Annotated in this window: 17 protein-coding genes; 14 read left to right on the plus strand and 3 right to left on the minus strand. The window is 71.8% G+C overall.

Features of this window, described 5'->3' with window-relative positions:
* Nucleotides 1-44: 44 nt before the first annotated feature.
* The 3 genes from ACWCXB_RS26510 to ACWCXB_RS26520 all read right to left on the minus strand — a co-directional run bounded on the left by ACWCXB_RS26510 (nt 45) and on the right by ACWCXB_RS26520 (nt 3,227).
* On the minus strand, nt 45-638 hold the full coding sequence (locus ACWCXB_RS26510) for a hypothetical protein (RefSeq protein ID WP_450726142.1): 594 nt from the start codon (nt 636-638) through the stop codon (nt 45-47).
* Between the two features lie 113 nt (nt 639-751).
* Entirely contained in the window at nt 752-2,374 is a 1,623-nt protein-coding gene (locus ACWCXB_RS26515) for a serine/threonine-protein kinase (protein ID WP_450726144.1), read from the minus strand.
* 193 nt (nt 2,375-2,567) lie between these two features.
* The gene (locus ACWCXB_RS26520) at nt 2,568-3,227 is read right to left on the minus strand and encodes an NADPH-dependent FMN reductase (RefSeq protein ID WP_450726146.1); all 660 of its coding nucleotides are present in this window, start codon (nt 3,225-3,227) and stop codon (nt 2,568-2,570) included.
* Between the two features lie 156 nt (nt 3,228-3,383).
* Between ACWCXB_RS26520 and ACWCXB_RS26525 the strand changes: the two genes are divergently transcribed.
* From ACWCXB_RS26525 to hypB, 14 genes are all read left to right on the plus strand, one after another.
* On the plus strand, nt 3,384-3,833 hold the full coding sequence (locus tag ACWCXB_RS26525; protein WP_450726148.1) for an SRPBCC family protein: 450 nt from the start codon (nt 3,384-3,386) through the stop codon (nt 3,831-3,833).
* 89 nt (nt 3,834-3,922) lie between these two features.
* The gene (locus tag ACWCXB_RS26530) at nt 3,923-4,657 is read left to right on the plus strand and encodes a flavodoxin family protein (protein WP_450726150.1); all 735 of its coding nucleotides are present in this window, start codon (nt 3,923-3,925) and stop codon (nt 4,655-4,657) included.
* 321 nt (nt 4,658-4,978) lie between these two features.
* Nucleotides 4,979-5,269, plus strand: a complete 291-nt coding sequence (locus ACWCXB_RS26535; RefSeq protein WP_450726151.1) for a hypothetical protein — start codon at nt 4,979-4,981, stop codon at nt 5,267-5,269.
* Nucleotides 5,270-5,433: 164 nt separating this feature from the next.
* Complete coding sequence (locus ACWCXB_RS26540; protein WP_450726153.1) at nt 5,434-7,143, plus strand: enoyl-CoA hydratase-related protein; 1,710 nt, start codon at nt 5,434-5,436, stop codon at nt 7,141-7,143.
* A gap of 58 nt (nt 7,144-7,201) precedes the next feature.
* Entirely contained in the window at nt 7,202-8,290 is a 1,089-nt protein-coding gene (locus ACWCXB_RS26545; RefSeq protein ID WP_450726155.1) for an NADH-quinone oxidoreductase subunit B family protein, read from the plus strand.
* Nucleotides 8,291-8,371: 81 nt separating this feature from the next.
* Nucleotides 8,372-10,150 carry a nickel-dependent hydrogenase large subunit gene (locus tag ACWCXB_RS26550; protein WP_450726156.1) on the plus strand — a complete coding sequence of 593 codons (1,779 nt, stop codon included), beginning with the start codon at nt 8,372-8,374 and terminating at the stop codon, nt 10,148-10,150.
* Nucleotides 10,147-10,731, plus strand: a complete 585-nt coding sequence (locus ACWCXB_RS26555; RefSeq protein WP_450726158.1) for a hypothetical protein — start codon at nt 10,147-10,149, stop codon at nt 10,729-10,731. The genes ACWCXB_RS26550 and ACWCXB_RS26555 overlap by 4 nt, the downstream gene beginning before the upstream one ends.
* Complete coding sequence (locus tag ACWCXB_RS26560; RefSeq protein ID WP_450726159.1) at nt 10,728-11,381, plus strand: DUF5947 family protein; 654 nt, start codon at nt 10,728-10,730, stop codon at nt 11,379-11,381. The genes ACWCXB_RS26555 and ACWCXB_RS26560 overlap by 4 nt, the downstream gene beginning before the upstream one ends.
* 17 nt (nt 11,382-11,398) lie before the next feature.
* Nucleotides 11,399-12,040 (plus strand): DUF6084 family protein, encoded by a 642-nt coding sequence (locus ACWCXB_RS26565; RefSeq protein WP_450726230.1) that lies wholly within the window; start codon nt 11,399-11,401, stop codon nt 12,038-12,040.
* Nucleotides 12,037-13,461, plus strand: a complete 1,425-nt coding sequence (locus ACWCXB_RS26570) for a hypothetical protein (protein ID WP_450726161.1) — start codon at nt 12,037-12,039, stop codon at nt 13,459-13,461. Before ACWCXB_RS26565 ends, ACWCXB_RS26570 begins: the two co-directional genes overlap by 4 nt.
* The gene (locus tag ACWCXB_RS26575; RefSeq protein ID WP_450726163.1) at nt 13,458-13,991 is read left to right on the plus strand and encodes a hydrogenase maturation protease; all 534 of its coding nucleotides are present in this window, start codon (nt 13,458-13,460) and stop codon (nt 13,989-13,991) included. Before ACWCXB_RS26570 ends, ACWCXB_RS26575 begins: the two co-directional genes overlap by 4 nt.
* Complete coding sequence (locus ACWCXB_RS26580) at nt 13,988-14,095, plus strand: DUF6893 family small protein (RefSeq protein WP_450726165.1); 108 nt, start codon at nt 13,988-13,990, stop codon at nt 14,093-14,095. The genes ACWCXB_RS26575 and ACWCXB_RS26580 overlap by 4 nt, the downstream gene beginning before the upstream one ends.
* A 150-nt stretch (nt 14,096-14,245) precedes the next feature.
* Nucleotides 14,246-14,650, plus strand: coding sequence for a hydrogenase maturation nickel metallochaperone HypA/HybF (locus ACWCXB_RS26585; RefSeq protein ID WP_450726167.1), 405 nt, complete (start codon nt 14,246-14,248; stop codon nt 14,648-14,650).
* Between the two features lie 3 nt (nt 14,651-14,653).
* Nucleotides 14,654-15,349, plus strand: a complete 696-nt coding sequence (gene hypB / locus ACWCXB_RS26590; protein WP_450726169.1) for a hydrogenase nickel incorporation protein HypB — start codon at nt 14,654-14,656, stop codon at nt 15,347-15,349.
* Nucleotides 15,350-15,376: the final 27 nt, after the last annotated feature.

Genomic DNA, 15,376 nt, shown 5'->3' on the forward strand with positions numbered 1-15,376 from the left:
CGTGTTCCCGATCGCCGGTCGGGCGCCACGGACCCGGGCCACCGTCAGGGGCACGTGTAGGTGAAGTCGGCCGCCGCGGTGTGGTGGGTCGGCGAGGTGATCCGCAGCTCGGCCCGAGCGGCGTACTCGCCCTCGCCGTGAAACGTCCACAGCAGTCGCAGACGTGCCTGTCGCTGCCCGCGCGCGAGCCGTTCGGTCAGTTCCTGCGAGGCGGTGCCGTCGCTGCGCACCCAGCGGTACGTCAGGGTCCCGGGCCGCCCGTCCGTGTCCACCAGGGCCGTGATGTCCGCGGTGCCGCCGCAGCCGGGCCCAGCGGGATCGGTGCGGACGGACACGTGCCGTACCGCGACGCCCGGCCCGTACCGCTCCCAGGCGAGGAAGCAGAGCACGGCGAGCAGCACGAGGGCGGCGAGGGTGTAGCGGCGCAGTCCCGCGAGCCGGGGGACGGGGCGCTCGGGCGGCAGGGGAGTGCGGCCGGGGAGCGTGCCGTGCCAGACGGTGGTCGTACTGTCCCGCTCGTAGCGGGTGAGGGCGGCGGCCGTCACGCCCGGGCCGAACCGGAGGACCATTCCCTCCACCCGGTCGGGGACCGCCTCCTGCCGTGGGGCGGGCCGCTCGACCCAGTGGCTGGCCAGCACGGTCGCGCTGTAGTCGTCACCCGGAGCCGGAGCCGGAGCCGGAGCCGGAGCCGGAGCCGGAGCCGCTCCAGTTACCTGCCCCGGACCGGGCGCCGAGGGGATCCGCGGGTCGTTCATGTGATGGTGCACCGCCTGATCAGGATCTGCTGCTCGGAACCGCCGTTCGCCGCGGCCGGTGACGTCCCGGCCCGGACGCTCCAGTAACAGCCGCTGCCCTGGAAGGTGTGCTCGACGGTGAGCGTGTACCGCGTGGCGCCGCTGCGCTCGAACGTACTGGACCCGTCCGGTGTGCCGGCGACGCCCTTCGCGTCGCTGGTGGCCCAGTTCAGGCTGAGGGTCACCGGGGCGGTCCCGTCGGTCACGATCTCCACGGTCGCGCTCGCGGTCGCCGGGCCCGTCTGCCGCAGCGAGGTGACGGAGACGGAGGTGACGGTCACCGCCGGCGGCTCCGAGGTGACCGGTGGGTCGGACGTGACCGATGGCTCGGTGGTCACCGGGGGGACCGAGGCCGTGACCGGCGGCGCCGACGGTCCGCCGGGAGAGTCGGACGAGGGCGACGGCGTCGGTCCCGGAGCGCTCTCCGACGGAGAGGGGGAGTCGGTCACCGTGGGGCTTGCCGACGGTGAGGAGGGTGGCGCGCCGGTCGGTTCGCCCGGCTCCGGCAGGGCGCTGGTCGTGGCGACTGCCTGCGCCGTCGTCCGTCCCGGCCCCTCGTCGGCGGCCCGTGCCGTCAGGACCACGACCAGACCCAGCACCAGCGCGAGCGCCCCGGCGAACAGCCCCTGCCGGCCGGGCCACAGGCCACCGAGCCGGTGGCCACGCCCCAGCGAGGTCGTGGCCAGTGCGGCGGTCGAAGCGGGCGGTGCACCGGCCGACGGGAACAGCAGCGGCAACAGCGCGGCGAGCGCGGCGAGTTTCCGCTGCCCGCGCTCCTCCCAGTCCGGCCCGTAGGCCGCCAGTGCGACCGCCTCGAGCTCCGCCACGAACGCCTCGGCGTTCGCCGGCCGCTCCTGCGGGCTCTTCGCGAGACCGCGCCGGACCAGCGGACGCACCGGCTCCGGTACGTCGTCCTCCGGTACGGGGGCGGTGGTGTGCTGCAGCGCCAGCTCGGCGAAGTTCTCACCGGTGTACGGCTTCCGGCCCGTGACGCACTCGAAGAACGTCGCCGTCGCCGCGTAGACATCGGCCGCGGGCGAAGCAGGCTCGCCGCTCCACTGCTCCGGCGCCATGTACGCGGGAGTGCCCGCCACGCCGGGTGTCGTGCCGCGGCCCACAGCGATACCGAAGTCGGCCAGCTTGGACGAACCGTCCGCCGCCACCAGCACGTTCTCCGGCTTGTAGTCCCGGTGCACCACTCCCGCGCGGTGCGCAGCGGCGAGCCCCAGCAGCGAGCCCTTGAGGACCACGAGCGCCGGCTCCGGCCCCGTACGTCCCTCGCGCGACAGCAGCGCGCGAAGGGCGATGCCGTCGACCAGTTCCATCACGATGGCCGCCCCGTCGGGCGCCTCGACGTACTCGTAGAGCCGCACCACATGCGGTGTGTCGAGCCCGCCGAGCAGCCGCGCCTCCGACCGGAACTCCCGTACGAAGGTCTCGTCCCGGCGCATCCGCTCGCTGAGGTACTTGACGGCGACCGGGATGCCCGTCGCGTCGTGGACGGCGAGGACGACACGGCCGCTGCCGCCCGCACCGAGTTCCCTGGTCTCCGTGTACCCGGGGACCGACCAAGCGTTCATTCCCGCCCCCCTCGGCGGCCGGGCCCGCACGGCTGGCGCGGGCCTCGGATGCTGTCCCCACGACAGACACATTTCCGCCACATCCGGTTCCCGGCGCCGCGGATCCGGCCCACGCGCTACAGGTACCACCGGCCACCGACGGCTGCCCCTGGCCCTGGCCCACGTGACATGGCGGGTCAGGCAGGCACCAAGCTCAGTCCTCCGCCCGCTGGGTGACGGGCGCCTCGGTGCGGTCCCCGAGGAACTCGTACCACCGGCGCTGCAGACAGACGTAGCGCACATCGGCTTCCACCAGGCGGAGGAAGGCCTCGACCGTCTCGGCGAGACGCTGCTGCAGCCCGGAGTCGGCGAGCAACCCGTCGGAGGTGAAGCCCTGGTGGGCCTTGGCGAGGCTGAACATGTCCGGGTAGACCCGGGTGCCGAGGTGCTCCAGAGGCACTCTCAGTGCCCACAGGCCGCGGTTGCCGCCCACCATCGACGGCGATGCGGAGACGAGCATCGCGTGCTTGCTCTTGAACGGCTGCGGCTGGACGCGGGAGACCCAGTCGATCGCGTTCTTCAGCACTCCGGGCACGGAAGCGTTGTACTCCGGGCTCGAGATCACAAAGGCGTCGCACCGCTCCAGCCGGTCGCGCAGGGCGAGGGCGCCGCTCGGCAGCCCCTCGGCGGCCTCCGCGTCGCCGTCGTACAGCGGCATCTGGAAGTCGCGCATGGCGGCGAGGTCGGCCGTGGCACCGGTGTCGGAGACCAGGCGGGCGACGAGGGAGGCGAGGCGGGCGTTGGTGGATCCGGCCCGCAGCGAGGCGCCGATGAGAAGCACCCGAAGGGGACCGGAAGGGGTGTCCGTGGACATGGGTACCGTCCTTCGTCCTTTGTCCTTCGTCTTTCTGACGTGTGTGAGCGCCCGGCGGGGCGTCACGCGGACCAGTGTCGTCCGGGTACGGCCGCGGCGCGATCGGGGCGAGCCGCGCGGGCTGCACCCGGCGCCGCAGGAAGGGATCCTGAAGGCGTGACGATCGACGAGGCGGCGGAGCGCCTCATTCCCCTGCCCACCGACCGCGTGGCCGCCTATGCCATGGACTGGCGGCACGACCACGAGTGGACCCAGGGCATCCGTACGGCGGAGCTGACGCGCGCAGCCGACGACGGCACCGGCTTCGGGGTCGGCGCCGAGGTGACGCGTACCGCGTACTTCCTCGGCAGGCGCATCGACTACGTGCTTCGCGTGGCCGCGTACGACCCTCCGGAACTGCTGGACATGGTGTCCGTGGCCGGCCCGATGCCGATGCACGTCACCTACACGTTCACCCCGGATTCCCGGGGCACCCTCGCACGGATCCGCGTCCGGGGCGGCCCCGGTGGCCCCTACCGCCTGGCGGCACCGCTCATGGCTCGCAAGGTCCGCTCCTCGATCGCCAAGGACCTCCGCGACCTGGAGCGGACACTTCTGGAGCACTGAGCGTCACGGCGGGCGCGGTCGTCCCACACTCTCCGTCACACCGGCACTACGCTCCCCGGCGACGACCGGTCGCGTCCCCGGAGGCTCCGATGGCATCCCCTGACTCTCCCAGCCCCGATTCCCCGCGCTACGACGGCCTGCGCGCGATGTTCGTCAACTGCACGCTCAAACGGTCGCCCGAGATCAGCAACACCGAGGGGCTGATCGACAGGAGCCGCTCCGTCATGGAGGACAACGGCGTCGCCACCGAGCTCGTACGGGCCGTCGACCACGACATCGCGACCGGCGTGTGGCCGGACATGACCGAGCACGGGTGGGAGACCGACGAGTGGCCGGCGCTGTACGAGCGGGTCATGGCGGCCGACATCCTGGTGCTGGCCGGACCGATCTGGCTCGGCGACAACAGCTCGGTGATGAAGCAGGTCATCGAGCGCCTGTACGCGTGCTCCTCGCTGCTCAACGACCGTGGACAGTACGCGTACTACGGGCGCGTCGGCGGGTGCCTGATCACCGGCAACGAGGACGGCGTGAAGCACTGCGCGATGAACGTCCTCTACAGCCTCCAGCACCTCGGCTACACCGTCCCGCCGCAGGCCGACGCGGGCTGGATCGGGGAGGCGGGGCCCGGACCCTCGTACCTCGACCCCGGGTCCGGCGGGCCGGAGAACGACTTCACCAACCGCAACACCACCTTCATGACCTGGAACCTGCTGCACGTCGCCGCCATGCTCAAGCGCGCGGGCGGCATCCCCGCCCACGGCAACCAGCGCTCTGAGTGGGACGCGGGCTGCCGCTTCGACTTCCCGAACCCCGAGCACCGCTGACGTGCGCAGCGCGCCCCGCGCGCGGGCGGCCCAGCCGCGGGCGGCGCACCCATGAGGGCATGGACGACGTTCGCCTCCGAGGAACCGGTTGCCGTGGACCCCGCAGATCGTCAAGGGTCCCTGCGGTCGTATCCACCCGTTCGGCTCATCCGCGCCGTCGCGCCTGAGGCGCCACGCCGGGCGGCGCCCGGATCCCGGCCGGGACCGTGGTGTGGTGCAGCCGGCGGACCACCCACCGTGATCCGCGCCGCCTTGGCCACCCTGCGGCGCACCGAGGTGCGGATCTAGGCTGAGGTACGGGCGGCACTGCGGAGGTGTGCCATGTCGCGCAACCACCACTTCCACCTCGACCGGGGAAGCCACTCGATCACGGTGAACGTGGGCCCCGGCAGGACCGGCGGCATCGAGCTTCTCGTCGACGGCAAAGTGATCGCGTACCGGCGTGAGCACGGTACGGGAACGACGGTACTGACCGGCGAACTGCCGGACGACCCCGTCCGCAGCTTCCTGGTGCGGGTGCACCAGCCGCACCTGGTGCGCGTCAAACCCGGTTGCACGGTGGAGCTGGACGGCGTGGAGCTTCCGATGCCCGAGCGGTACGCCGCGTTCTGAGCACGCCCGGCCGACACGGCCGCGGCCGATCGGTCGGCCGTGTCAACCGCTTTCGAGTGACACTGCGGCCCGGCAGCGGCACACTCGGGCCCGGCGGCGTCCACGATCGCAGGCGGCCGGACCCGTCTCCGGCCGTGAGCCGCCGGACCCGGTGGAAGGCCGCCATGCACATCCTGCTCGTCGCCAGCGCGTACAACAGCCTCACCCAGCGAGTCCACGCCGAACTGCGGGACCGTGGACACAGCGTCCCCGTGGAGCTGACCCCCCACGGCGATGCGGTACGGGACGCCGTCCGCCGGCACGAGCCGGACCTGGTGGTGGCGCCTCTGCTGATGGCCGCCGTCCCGCGCGACGTGTGGACCGTGCACACCTGTCTCATCGTCCATCCGGGGCCCGTCGGCGACCGCGGGCCGTCGTCGCTGGACTGGGCCATCCACGAGGGCGCCGCCACCTGGGGCGTCACCGTCCTGCAGGCCGACGAGGAGATGGACGCCGGCGATGTGTGGGCGACGGCGAACTTTCCCGTACCGCCCGTCGCCAAGAGCGACCTGTACCGCAACGAGGTCTCCGACGCCGCCCTGACCGCCGTGCTGCTGGCCGTCGACCGCTTCGCGTCCGGTACGTACACCCCGCAGCCGCAGAGCAGCCTGCCGCACGCGGTGAGGACCCGCCCGTACTTCCGCCAGGAGCTGCGGCGCATCTCCTGGGAGGACGACTCGACCGAGACGGTCCTGCGCACGCTGCGCGCCGCCGACTCGCAGCCCGGCGTGCTGGACGAGCTGCTGGGCGGCGAGTGGTTCCTCCACGGCGGCCACCCGGAGGACGGACTGCGCGGCCGCCCCGGGGCGCTGCTCGCCACCCGCGCCGGCGCTGTCTGCCGCGCGACGACGGACGGTGCGGTCTGGATCCCCGAAATGCGGCCCCGCCGCCGACCCGGGGGGCCCGCCACGTTCACGCTGCCCGCGACCGTGGCCCTGGCGGACCGGCTGCCGTCCCTGCCGGACCTTCCCGCGCCCCTGCACCGCGACGAGCGCCGCCGGACCTGGAGCGACATCCGCTACCGGGAGGAGGGCCAGGTCGGGATCCTGTCGTTCTCCTTCCCCGGCGGCGCGATGAGCACCTCGCACTGCCGGCGGCTGCTGGACGCCTACCGGGTGGCCTGCTCCCGGCCCACCTCGGTGCTGGTGCTGGGCGCCGGCCGGGACTTCTTCTCCAACGGCATCCACCTGAAGGTGATCGAGGCTGCCGCCGATCCGGCGGCGGAGTCCTGGGCCAACATCAACGCGATGAACGACCTGGTGGAGGCCGTCCTGACCACCACCGACCGGCTGGTCGTCGCCGCCGTCGGCGGCAATGCCGCGGCCGGCGGCGTCATGCTCGCGCTGGCCGCGGACGAGGTCTGGTGCAGGGCGGGCGCGGTGCTCAACCCGCACTACCGGCTCATGGGGCTGTACGGCTCCGAGTACTGGACGTACACGCTGCCCCGCCGAGTGGGCGAACCGATGGCCCAACGCCTCACCCGGGAGGCGCGGCCGATGACCGCCACCGCCGCGCTGCGGACCGGCCTGGTGGACCGGATCGTCGACTGCGGACCGGAGGAGTTCACCGCCGAGGTGACCGCACTGGCCGCCCGGCTGGCTCGTTTTCCCGCGACCCAGTCCCGTATCGCCGCGAAGAAGGCGGAGAGCGAGCGCCGGGAGGCCGTCAAACCGCTGGCCCGCTACCGGGAGGAGGAGCTCGCCCGCATGCTGCGCACCTTCGCCGACCCGACCGCGCCCTATCACGCGCTGCGCCGGGCGTTCGTCCGAAAGGAGCCGCCGCCCGGCACCGCATCGGAGCATCGTGCGGTGGCAGGGGGACAGGGCGCCTGTTAGCAAGAGAGAAGTCCTGAACGCGGGACTTTGTCGTCATACCTCCCCAGGAGGCGTCCTCATGGATGCAGCAACGCCGACCACGGTCGACGCCGCGGACTCGTCCGGCGCCGCGGCCACGGACGAGAAACCGATCCATATCCTCTGGATCAACGCGGGACTGAGCTGCGACGGCGACTCGGTCGCCCTGACCGCCGCCATGCAGCCCAGCATCGAGGAGATCGCGCTCGGCGCACTGCCCGGTCTGCCGAAGATCCAGGTCCACTGGCCGCTGATCGACTTCGAGAGCGGCCCGGTGGGCGGCGCCGACACCTTCATCGAATGGTTCTTCAAGGCGGAGCGCGGCGAGCTCGACCCGTTCGTTCTGGTCATCGAGGGCTCGGTGCCCAACGAGTCCATCAAGCAGGAGGGTTACTGGTGCGGCTTCGGCGACGACCCGGAGACCGGCCAGCCCATCACGACCAGTGAGTGGATCGACCGGCTCGCCCCCAAGGCCCTGGCCGTCATGGGGGCCGGCACCTGCGCCACGTACGGCGGTATCCATGCGATGCAGGGCAACCCGACCGGTGCCATGGGCGTGCCCGACTACCTGGGCTGGGACTGGAAGTCCAAGGCGAACATTCCCATCGTGTGCGTCCCCGGCTGTCCGATCCAGCCCGACAACTTCGCGGAGACCCTGACCTACTTGCTCTACCAGGCCGCCGGGTCCGCGCCGATGATCCCTCTCGACGACAAGCTCCGCCCTGCCTGGCTGTTCGGTGCCACCGTCCACGAGGGCTGCGACCGGGCCGGCTACTACGAGCAGGGCCAGTTCGCCGAGACGTACGACTCGCCCAAGTGCCTGGTCAAGATCGGCTGCTGGGGCCCCGTCGTGAAATGCAACGTGCCCAAGCGCGGCTGGATGAACGGCATCGGCGGCTGCCCGAACGTGGGCGGTATCTGCATCGCCTGCACCATGCCCGGCTTCCCCGACAAGTTCATGCCGTTCATGGACGAGCCGCCCGGCGCGAAGCTGTCCACGACGGGCAGCGGAGCGTACGGGGCCTTCGTCCGCAGACTCCGCTCGATCACCGCCAGGACGGTGGACAAGGAGCCCAAGTGGCGCCACACGGGCGAGAAGATCACCACCGGCTACCGCCCGCCGTGGTGACACGCCCTCAGGACACCGACCCCAGGCCACCGACCCCACCCCCTCCTGCTTGAAGACGTGAAGAAGGGCACCACACTCACAATGGCGACACAGGCGAAAACGACCGGCGACGGCCTGGTGGAGATGTCCTGGGATCCGATCACCCGGATCGTGGGCAGTCTCGGCATCCACACGAAGATCGACTTCAAGCAGAAGCGGGTCGCCGAGTGCTACAGCACCTCGTCGGTCTTCCGCGGCTACAGCGTCTTCATGCGGGGCAAGGACCCGCGCGACGCGCACTTCATCACCAGCCGCATCTGCGGCATCTGCGGCGACAACCACGCCACCTGTTCCGTGTACACGCAGAACATGGCGTACGGAGTGAAGCCGCCGCACCTCGGCGAGTACATCATCAACCTCGGCGAGTCCGCCGAGTACATGTTCGACCACAACATCTTCCAGGAGAACCTGGTCGGGGTCGACTACTGCGAGAAGATGGTCCGCGAGACCAACCCGGGCGTCCTGGAACTCGCCGAGCGCACCGAGGCGCCGCACGCCGCCGAGCACGGCTACCGCACGATCGCCGACATCATGCGCTCCCTCAACCCGCTCGAGGGCGAGTTCTACCGCGAGGCCCTCCAGGTCAGCCGCTACACCCGGGAGATGTTCTGCCTGATGGAGGGCCGCCATGTGCACCCCTCCACGCTCTACCCGGGCGGTGTGGGCACGGTGGCGTCCGTCCAGCTGTTCACCGATTACATGACCCGCCTCATGCGCTACGTGGAGTTCATGAAGCGTGTCGTGCCGCTGCACGACGACCTCTTCGACTTCTTCTACGAGGCGCTGCCCGGGTACGAGGAGGTCGGCCGCCGGCGCGTGCTGCTCGGCTGCTGGGGCGCGCTCAACGACCCCGAGTACTGCGACTTCACCTACGCCAACATGAGCGAGTGGGGCCGGCGGATGTACGTCACCCCCGGAATCATCGTCGACGGCAAGCTCGTCACCAACGACCTCACCAAGATCAACCTCGGTATCCGGATCCTGCTCGGCAGCTCGTACTACGAGGACTGGGAAGGCCAGGAGCAGTTCGTCACCCACGACCCGCTCGGCAATCCCGTTGACCCCCGCCACCCCTGGAACCAGCACACCATTCCCGCCCCGCAGAAGCGGGACTTCGCCGACAAGTACAGCTGGGTGATGTCCCCGCGCTGGTTCGACGGCAAGGAGCACCTGGCGCTGGACACCGGCGGCGGCCCCATCGCCCGCCTGTGGTCCACCGCGCTGTCGGGGCTCGTCGACATCGGGTACGTCAAGGCGACCGGCCACAGCGTCGTCATCAACCTGCCGCGCACGCTGACCAAGCCGGAGACCACCTTCGAGTGGAAGATCCCGCAGTGGAGCAACGCGCTGGAGCGCAACCGCGCCCGCACCTACTTCCAGGCCTACGCCGCGGCCGTCGCCCTGCACTGCGCCGAGAAGGGCCTGGACGAGGTGCGCGCCGGACGCACCCAGACCTGGGAGAAGTTCGACGTGCCGGACGAGTCCATCGGCGTCGGCTTCACCGAGGCCGTACGCGGCGTCCTCTCCCACCACATGGTCATCAGGGACGGCAAGATCGCCAACTACCACCCCTATCCGCCGACACCGTGGAACGCCAGCACCCGCGACACCTACGGAACCCCCGGCCCCTACGAGGACGCCGTGCAGAACACGCCGATCTTCGAGGAGAACCCGCCGGAGAACTTCAAGGGCATCGACATCATGCGCACCGTCCGCAGCTTCGACCCCTGTCTGCCCTGCGGCGTCCACATGTACGTCGGTGACGGCAGAACGGTGAAGTCGATGCACGTGCCCACCGGACTGAGCGGCCTGGCCGGATGAGCGCGGTGACCGCGGAGGAGGCGGGCCGGCGCGTCGAGGAGATCCTCGACCGGCTCGCCGCGAACGGCGACGAGCAGGCGTGCGCGACGGCCGAGGAACTGGTGCGCGTCCTGATGGACTTCTACGGCGCCGGGCTGGCCAGAACCGTCGAGCTGCTCGGCCGCCCCGCCGTCGCGCGGCCCGGCGGCGACCCGCTCGCCGGGCTGCTCGGCGACGAACTGGTCGCGAGCCTGCTGGTCCTGCACGATCTGCACCCCGAGGACGTCCCCACCCGCATCGCGCGCGCCCTGCGCAGCGTCAAGCACTCCGTCGAGTCGGCCGGGTACGACGAGTCGACCGGTGTGCTGCGGCTGCGGGTCACAGGCGCCACGGGCTGCGGCTGCCCCAGCACCCAGGAGGTCGCGCGGCAGGCCGCGGCGGAGGCCCTGGCCCGCTTCGCCCCCGAAGTGACGGCCGTGGAGCTGGACACGACGGCCGCCGCCTCGCGTGAACCGGCCCTCCTCCAGATCGCCTCCCGGCCGCCTCACACGCCGACCCGGGCCGACGACTCCGCCGGCCGCTCCTCGGTCACGGCGCGGTGAGCGCGCTCCGTACCGGGCCGGGAGCCCCCGGCCCCCGGGGCCTGCGCCGCTTCACGACACCCCGGCCGCCCCGCGAGGAGCGGTGCGAGCTGTGCGGGGTCCCCCTCGACGGCGAGCATCATCGGCACCTCGTGGACACCGAGAATCGGGCACTGGCCTGCGCATGCACTCCCTGTGCCCACCTGCTGGACCGCCCGGGCGCGTCGAAAGGCCGCTTCCGGGCGGTCCCCGGCCGCTACCTCACCGACCCCGGCCACCGGATCGACGGCAACGCCTGGGAACAGCTGCGGATCCCCGTCGGCGTCGCCTTCTTCTTCCGCAACACCGCACTCGACCGGCTGGTCGCGCTCTACCCGAGCCCGGCCGGCGCGACCGAGAGCGAACTGGAGCCGTCGTCCTGGCAGACCGTCCTCGCCGGCACCCGGCTCGCCGCTCTGCTCGAACCCGACGTCGAGGCGCTGCTGTTGCGCCGCACCGGCGGAGACACCGAGTGCTACCTGGTGCCGGTCGACATCTGTTACGAACTGGTCGGCCGGATGCGGCTGCACTGGCAGGGCTTCGACGGCGGCGCGGAGGCCCGCGCCGAACTCGACGCCTTCTTCGCCCACGTACGAGAGCAGGCCCGGGAGCCACAGGGGAGCCCGTCATGACGGCGGCCACGACTGCGATGTCGGAGTTCGCCTTCAGCTGCACCGGCGTGCGCGCCGATCCGTATGCCGCGGGCCCCACCCTCGTCTTCCGGCTGCGGATCACCGCGTCCCCGCAGACGCGGGTCCACGCCCTCGCCCTGCGCTGCCAGCTGCGCATCGAACCGGCCCGGCGCGGATACGAGCCCGCCGAGGCCGACGGGCTCACCGACCTGTTCGGCGACCGCTCACGCTGGGGCAGCACCCTGCACCCCCTGCAGTTCGCCCAGGTCTCCCTCATGGTGCCCGGCTTCACCGGCGAGACCGAGACGGACCTCGTCGTGCCCTGCACGTACGACATGGACATCGCCGCAACCCGGTACTTCCACGCGCTGTCCGACGGCGACGTGCCGCTGCTGATGCTGTTCTCCGGCACCGCCTTCACCGGAGCCGGCGGGTTCCACGTCGAACCGGTGCCCTGGGACCGGGAGGCCACCTGCCCGGTGCCGGTGAAGGTCTGGCGGGAGATGGTCGAGCAGCACTTCCCAGGGTGCGGCTGGATCCGGCTGCCCGGCGACACCCTGGACGCCCTGCTCGCCTACCGGTCGCGGCGGGCACTGCCGTCCTGGCAGGCGACGATCGAGGCCCTCCTGGACGCGGCGGGCGAGAGGACGGCCCCATGACCACAGCCGTGTTCACCCCGGAGACCGAAGCCCGGCTCGCCCACGCCCGGCACGTCGCCGACGCCGTCCTCTTCGAGGGCTATGTGCTGTACCCGTACCGGGCGTCGGCGGCCAAGAACCGGCTGCGCTGGCAGTTCGGCGTGCTCGTACCGCCCGCCTGGAGCGCCGCCGGGGAGGAGCACGAGTTCCAGCACACCGAATGCCTGATGGAGCCCAGGCCCGGCGCGACCCTTGCCGTCGAGGTGCGCTTCCTGCACACCCAGCGGCGCACCGTCCAGCAGGCGGACGCGGACGGCGGCTACGGGACCGTGCGCGAACTCCACCTCGACGACCGCGTCGTGGTCCCCTGGGACGAGGGCGTGGAGGAGCGTGTCGAACTGACCGTCCCCGTGGCCGAGCTGACCGGGGACGGGACGGCGTTCCCCTTCATCCGGCCCGCGCACGAGGAGACCGAGCCCGTGCTGGACGCGGCCGGGCGGACCGTGGGGCGGCTCGTCCGCCGGCGCGAGGAGGTCGGCGGAGTCGTACGGCTCCGCGCCGCCGAACTCGACGGCCCCTACCGGACCCTGAGGCTGACCGCCGTCGTCGAGAACACGAGCCCCTGGATGCCGGTGCCGGGCGGCGACCGCGACGCGGCACTGCCGCACTCGCTCGTCGCCAGCCATCTGCTGCTGTGCCTGGACGCCGGGACGTTCCTCTCGATGACCGACCCGCCCGAATGGGCGAAGGGCGCCGTCGCGGCATGCCGGAACCTGCACACCTGGCCGGTCCTCGCGGGCGAACCCGGCAGGGGCGACCTCGTACTGTCGTCCCCGATCATCCTGGAGGACCATCCGGCCATCGCGCCGGAGAGCCCCGGAGCCCTGTACGACGCCACCGAGATCGACGAGATCCTCGCGCTGCGCACCGCGGCCCTCACCGACGAGGAGAAGCGCGAGGCCAGGGGTACGGACGCGCGGGCCGCGGCCGTGATCGACCTCGCCGACTCGATGCCCCCCGAGGTCCTGGAGCGCCTGCACGGCGCGGTGCGCAGCATGCGCGAGGTCACCGGACCAGGGCAGCAGCCCGCCGACTTCGGAACCGACGGCCCCGGCCCCGGCGTCGTCCGGCCCGACACCCCCTGGTGGGACCCGGGGAGCGACGCGAGCGTCGATCCGGCACACGATCACGTCCTGATCGGCGGCAGGCCGGTCGCCGCCGGCAGCCGGGTGCTGCTGCGGCCGGGCCTGCGCCACAGCGACGCCCAGGACGTCTTCCTGCACGGCCGCAGCGCACTCGTCGAGGCCGTCCTGCACGACGTGGACGGGGGGGTGCACATCGCGGTCACCGTCGAAGGCGACCCCGGTGCCGACATCCGCCGCGAGCAGGGCCGCTTCCTGTACTTCCAGCCCGACGAGGTCGAACCCCTGGAGGACGCGTGAACGGCCCCGCACAGGACACCGCCCGCACGCTCGTCGCCGGCGTGGGCAACATCTTCCTCGGCGACGACGGCTTCGGCGTCGAGACCGTACGCAGGCTGACGGACGAGCAGCTGCCCGGCCACGTCGAGGTGGCGGACATCGGCATCCGCGGTGTCCACCTCGCCTACCAGCTGCTCGACGGATACGACACGCTCGTCCTGGTCGACGCCTGCGCCCGCGGCGGCGAGCCCGGAACGCTGTATGTGATCGAGGCCGGGAACTCCCGCAGCGTTCCCACGGCGAGCGTCCCGCTCGACGGTCACCGGATGTCCCCCGACGCCGTCCTGGCCCTGCTGGACACCCTGTGCGCGGGCACGGGCGCCACCCCGCCGCAACGCACATTCGTCGTCGGCTGCGAACCCGCCTGCCTCGAAGAAGGCATCGGACTCAGCCCGCAGGTGGCCGCCGCCGTGCCCGAGGCGGTGCGCATGGTCACGGAACTGGTGTCCCACCAAGCCCCACGGCAGACCCTTACAAGGAGCACATCATGAAGAAGAGCAGCATCATCGGCGGCGCTGCCGCCGCCACCGCGGTCGCGGCTCTCGTCCGCCTCCTCCCCGACATCAAACGCTATCTGCGCATCCGCGCGATGTGACGAGGCGCCAAGGGGCCGTGCACACGCGCCCGCCCGGTCGCTGCACCGAATGACGTACGCAGCCGTGTGGTGTCGGCGCGCCGGTGCGCCGGGCCCCCTGACCCGGCCGTGTAATGGCCGAGGGGTGTCCGGCGCGCAGGACGGAGACCGATGCACGAGATGTCCATCGCGATGGCCGTCGTCGACCAGGTCGAGGACGCGGCGCGCCGCTCCGGCGGCACCCCCGCGGTCAGGACCGTACGACTCCAGGTCGGCGAACTGGCGGGAGTGGTCCCGGACGCCCTCACCTTCTGTTTCGAACTGGCCTGCGCCGGCACCGTGCTGGAAGGCGCGGAACTGATCGCGGAGTCCGTCCCCGGCCGGGCCCGCTGCGAACCGTGCGCGGACGTCTGGGCGGTCGGCATGCCTCCGCAGCTGTGCTGCCCGCTGTGCGGCACGGCGACCGCCGAGCTGGTCTCGGGCCGTGAGCTGCGGATCGCCGCCGTGGAGTGGGACGACGACCCGGCGTACGCAAACCTCCGCCCCCATCGCGAACCGATCCCCGAGGAGAGCTGAACCATGTGCCGTGTCGTGGATCTGCAGCAGGCGGTGCTCGCCAAGAACGACGCCGCAGCGCACACCCTGCGCGCCGAACTGGCAGCCCGCGGAACCACCGTGGTCAACCTCCTCTCCAGCCCCGGCAGCGGCAAGACCGCACTCCTCGAGGCGGAGCTGCTGCTGGCACGGGAACGGGGGGTGCGGGTCGCGGCGCTGACGGCCGATCTCGCGACCGAGAACGATGCCGAACGCCTGGCCCGGTCCGGCGTGCCGGTCAAGCAGGTGCTCACCGACGGGCTGTGCCACCTGGAGGCCGGAATGCTGGCCGGGCATCTCGACGGCTGGCTGCCCCGGGACACCCGGCTGCTGTTCGTGGAGAACGTCGGCAACCTCGTCTGCCCGGCCTCGTACGACCTCGGGGAGTCGCTCCGGGTCGTACTGGCCTCGGTGACCGAGGGCGAGGACAAGCCGCTGAAGTACCCCACGGCCTTCGGCCTCGCGCACCTGGTCGTCGTCACCAAGACCGACATCGCCGATGCCGTCGGCTTCGACGAGGCCGCGTTCCGCAGCCATGTGCAGCAGGTCAACCCGGGTGTGGACGTGGTCCTCACGTCCGTGCGTACGGGGCAGGGAGCCGGAGCCCTGCTCGACCGCGCAAGCGCGGCTGCCGAAGGCGACCCGGTCCATGCGCCGGTCATGGCGCGGGCCCGCTCGTGACGTCCGCTCAGCCCGGTCTGGCGGCGG

This window comes from Streptomyces sp. NPDC001514 (assembly GCF_053597075.1).

Excerpts from the sequence above, each read along its gene's own strand:
- ACWCXB_RS26515 (WP_450726144.1), bottom strand. The coding sequence starts at position 2,374 with ATGAACGCTTGGTCGGTCCCCGGGTACACGGAGACCAGGGAACTCGGT.
- ACWCXB_RS26520 (WP_450726146.1), bottom strand. The coding sequence starts at position 3,227 with ATGTCCACGGACACCCCTTCCGGTCCCCTTCGGGTGCTTCTCATCGGC.
- ACWCXB_RS26530 (WP_450726150.1), top strand. The coding sequence starts at position 3,923 with ATGGCATCCCCTGACTCTCCCAGCCCCGATTCCCCGCGCTACGACGGC.
- ACWCXB_RS26535 (WP_450726151.1), top strand. The coding sequence starts at position 4,979 with ATGTCGCGCAACCACCACTTCCACCTCGACCGGGGAAGCCACTCGATC.
- ACWCXB_RS26540 (WP_450726153.1), top strand. The coding sequence starts at position 5,434 with ATGCACATCCTGCTCGTCGCCAGCGCGTACAACAGCCTCACCCAGCGA.
- ACWCXB_RS26545 (WP_450726155.1), top strand. The coding sequence starts at position 7,202 with ATGGATGCAGCAACGCCGACCACGGTCGACGCCGCGGACTCGTCCGGC.
- ACWCXB_RS26550 (WP_450726156.1), top strand. The coding sequence starts at position 8,372 with ATGGCGACACAGGCGAAAACGACCGGCGACGGCCTGGTGGAGATGTCC.
- ACWCXB_RS26555 (WP_450726158.1), top strand. The coding sequence starts at position 10,147 with ATGAGCGCGGTGACCGCGGAGGAGGCGGGCCGGCGCGTCGAGGAGATC.
- ACWCXB_RS26565 (WP_450726230.1), top strand. The coding sequence starts at position 11,399 with ATGTCGGAGTTCGCCTTCAGCTGCACCGGCGTGCGCGCCGATCCGTAT.
- ACWCXB_RS26570 (WP_450726161.1), top strand. The coding sequence starts at position 12,037 with ATGACCACAGCCGTGTTCACCCCGGAGACCGAAGCCCGGCTCGCCCAC.
- ACWCXB_RS26580 (WP_450726165.1), top strand. The coding sequence starts at position 13,988 with ATGAAGAAGAGCAGCATCATCGGCGGCGCTGCCGCCGCCACCGCGGTC.
- ACWCXB_RS26585 (WP_450726167.1), top strand. The coding sequence starts at position 14,246 with ATGCACGAGATGTCCATCGCGATGGCCGTCGTCGACCAGGTCGAGGAC.
- hypB (WP_450726169.1), top strand. The coding sequence starts at position 14,654 with ATGTGCCGTGTCGTGGATCTGCAGCAGGCGGTGCTCGCCAAGAACGAC.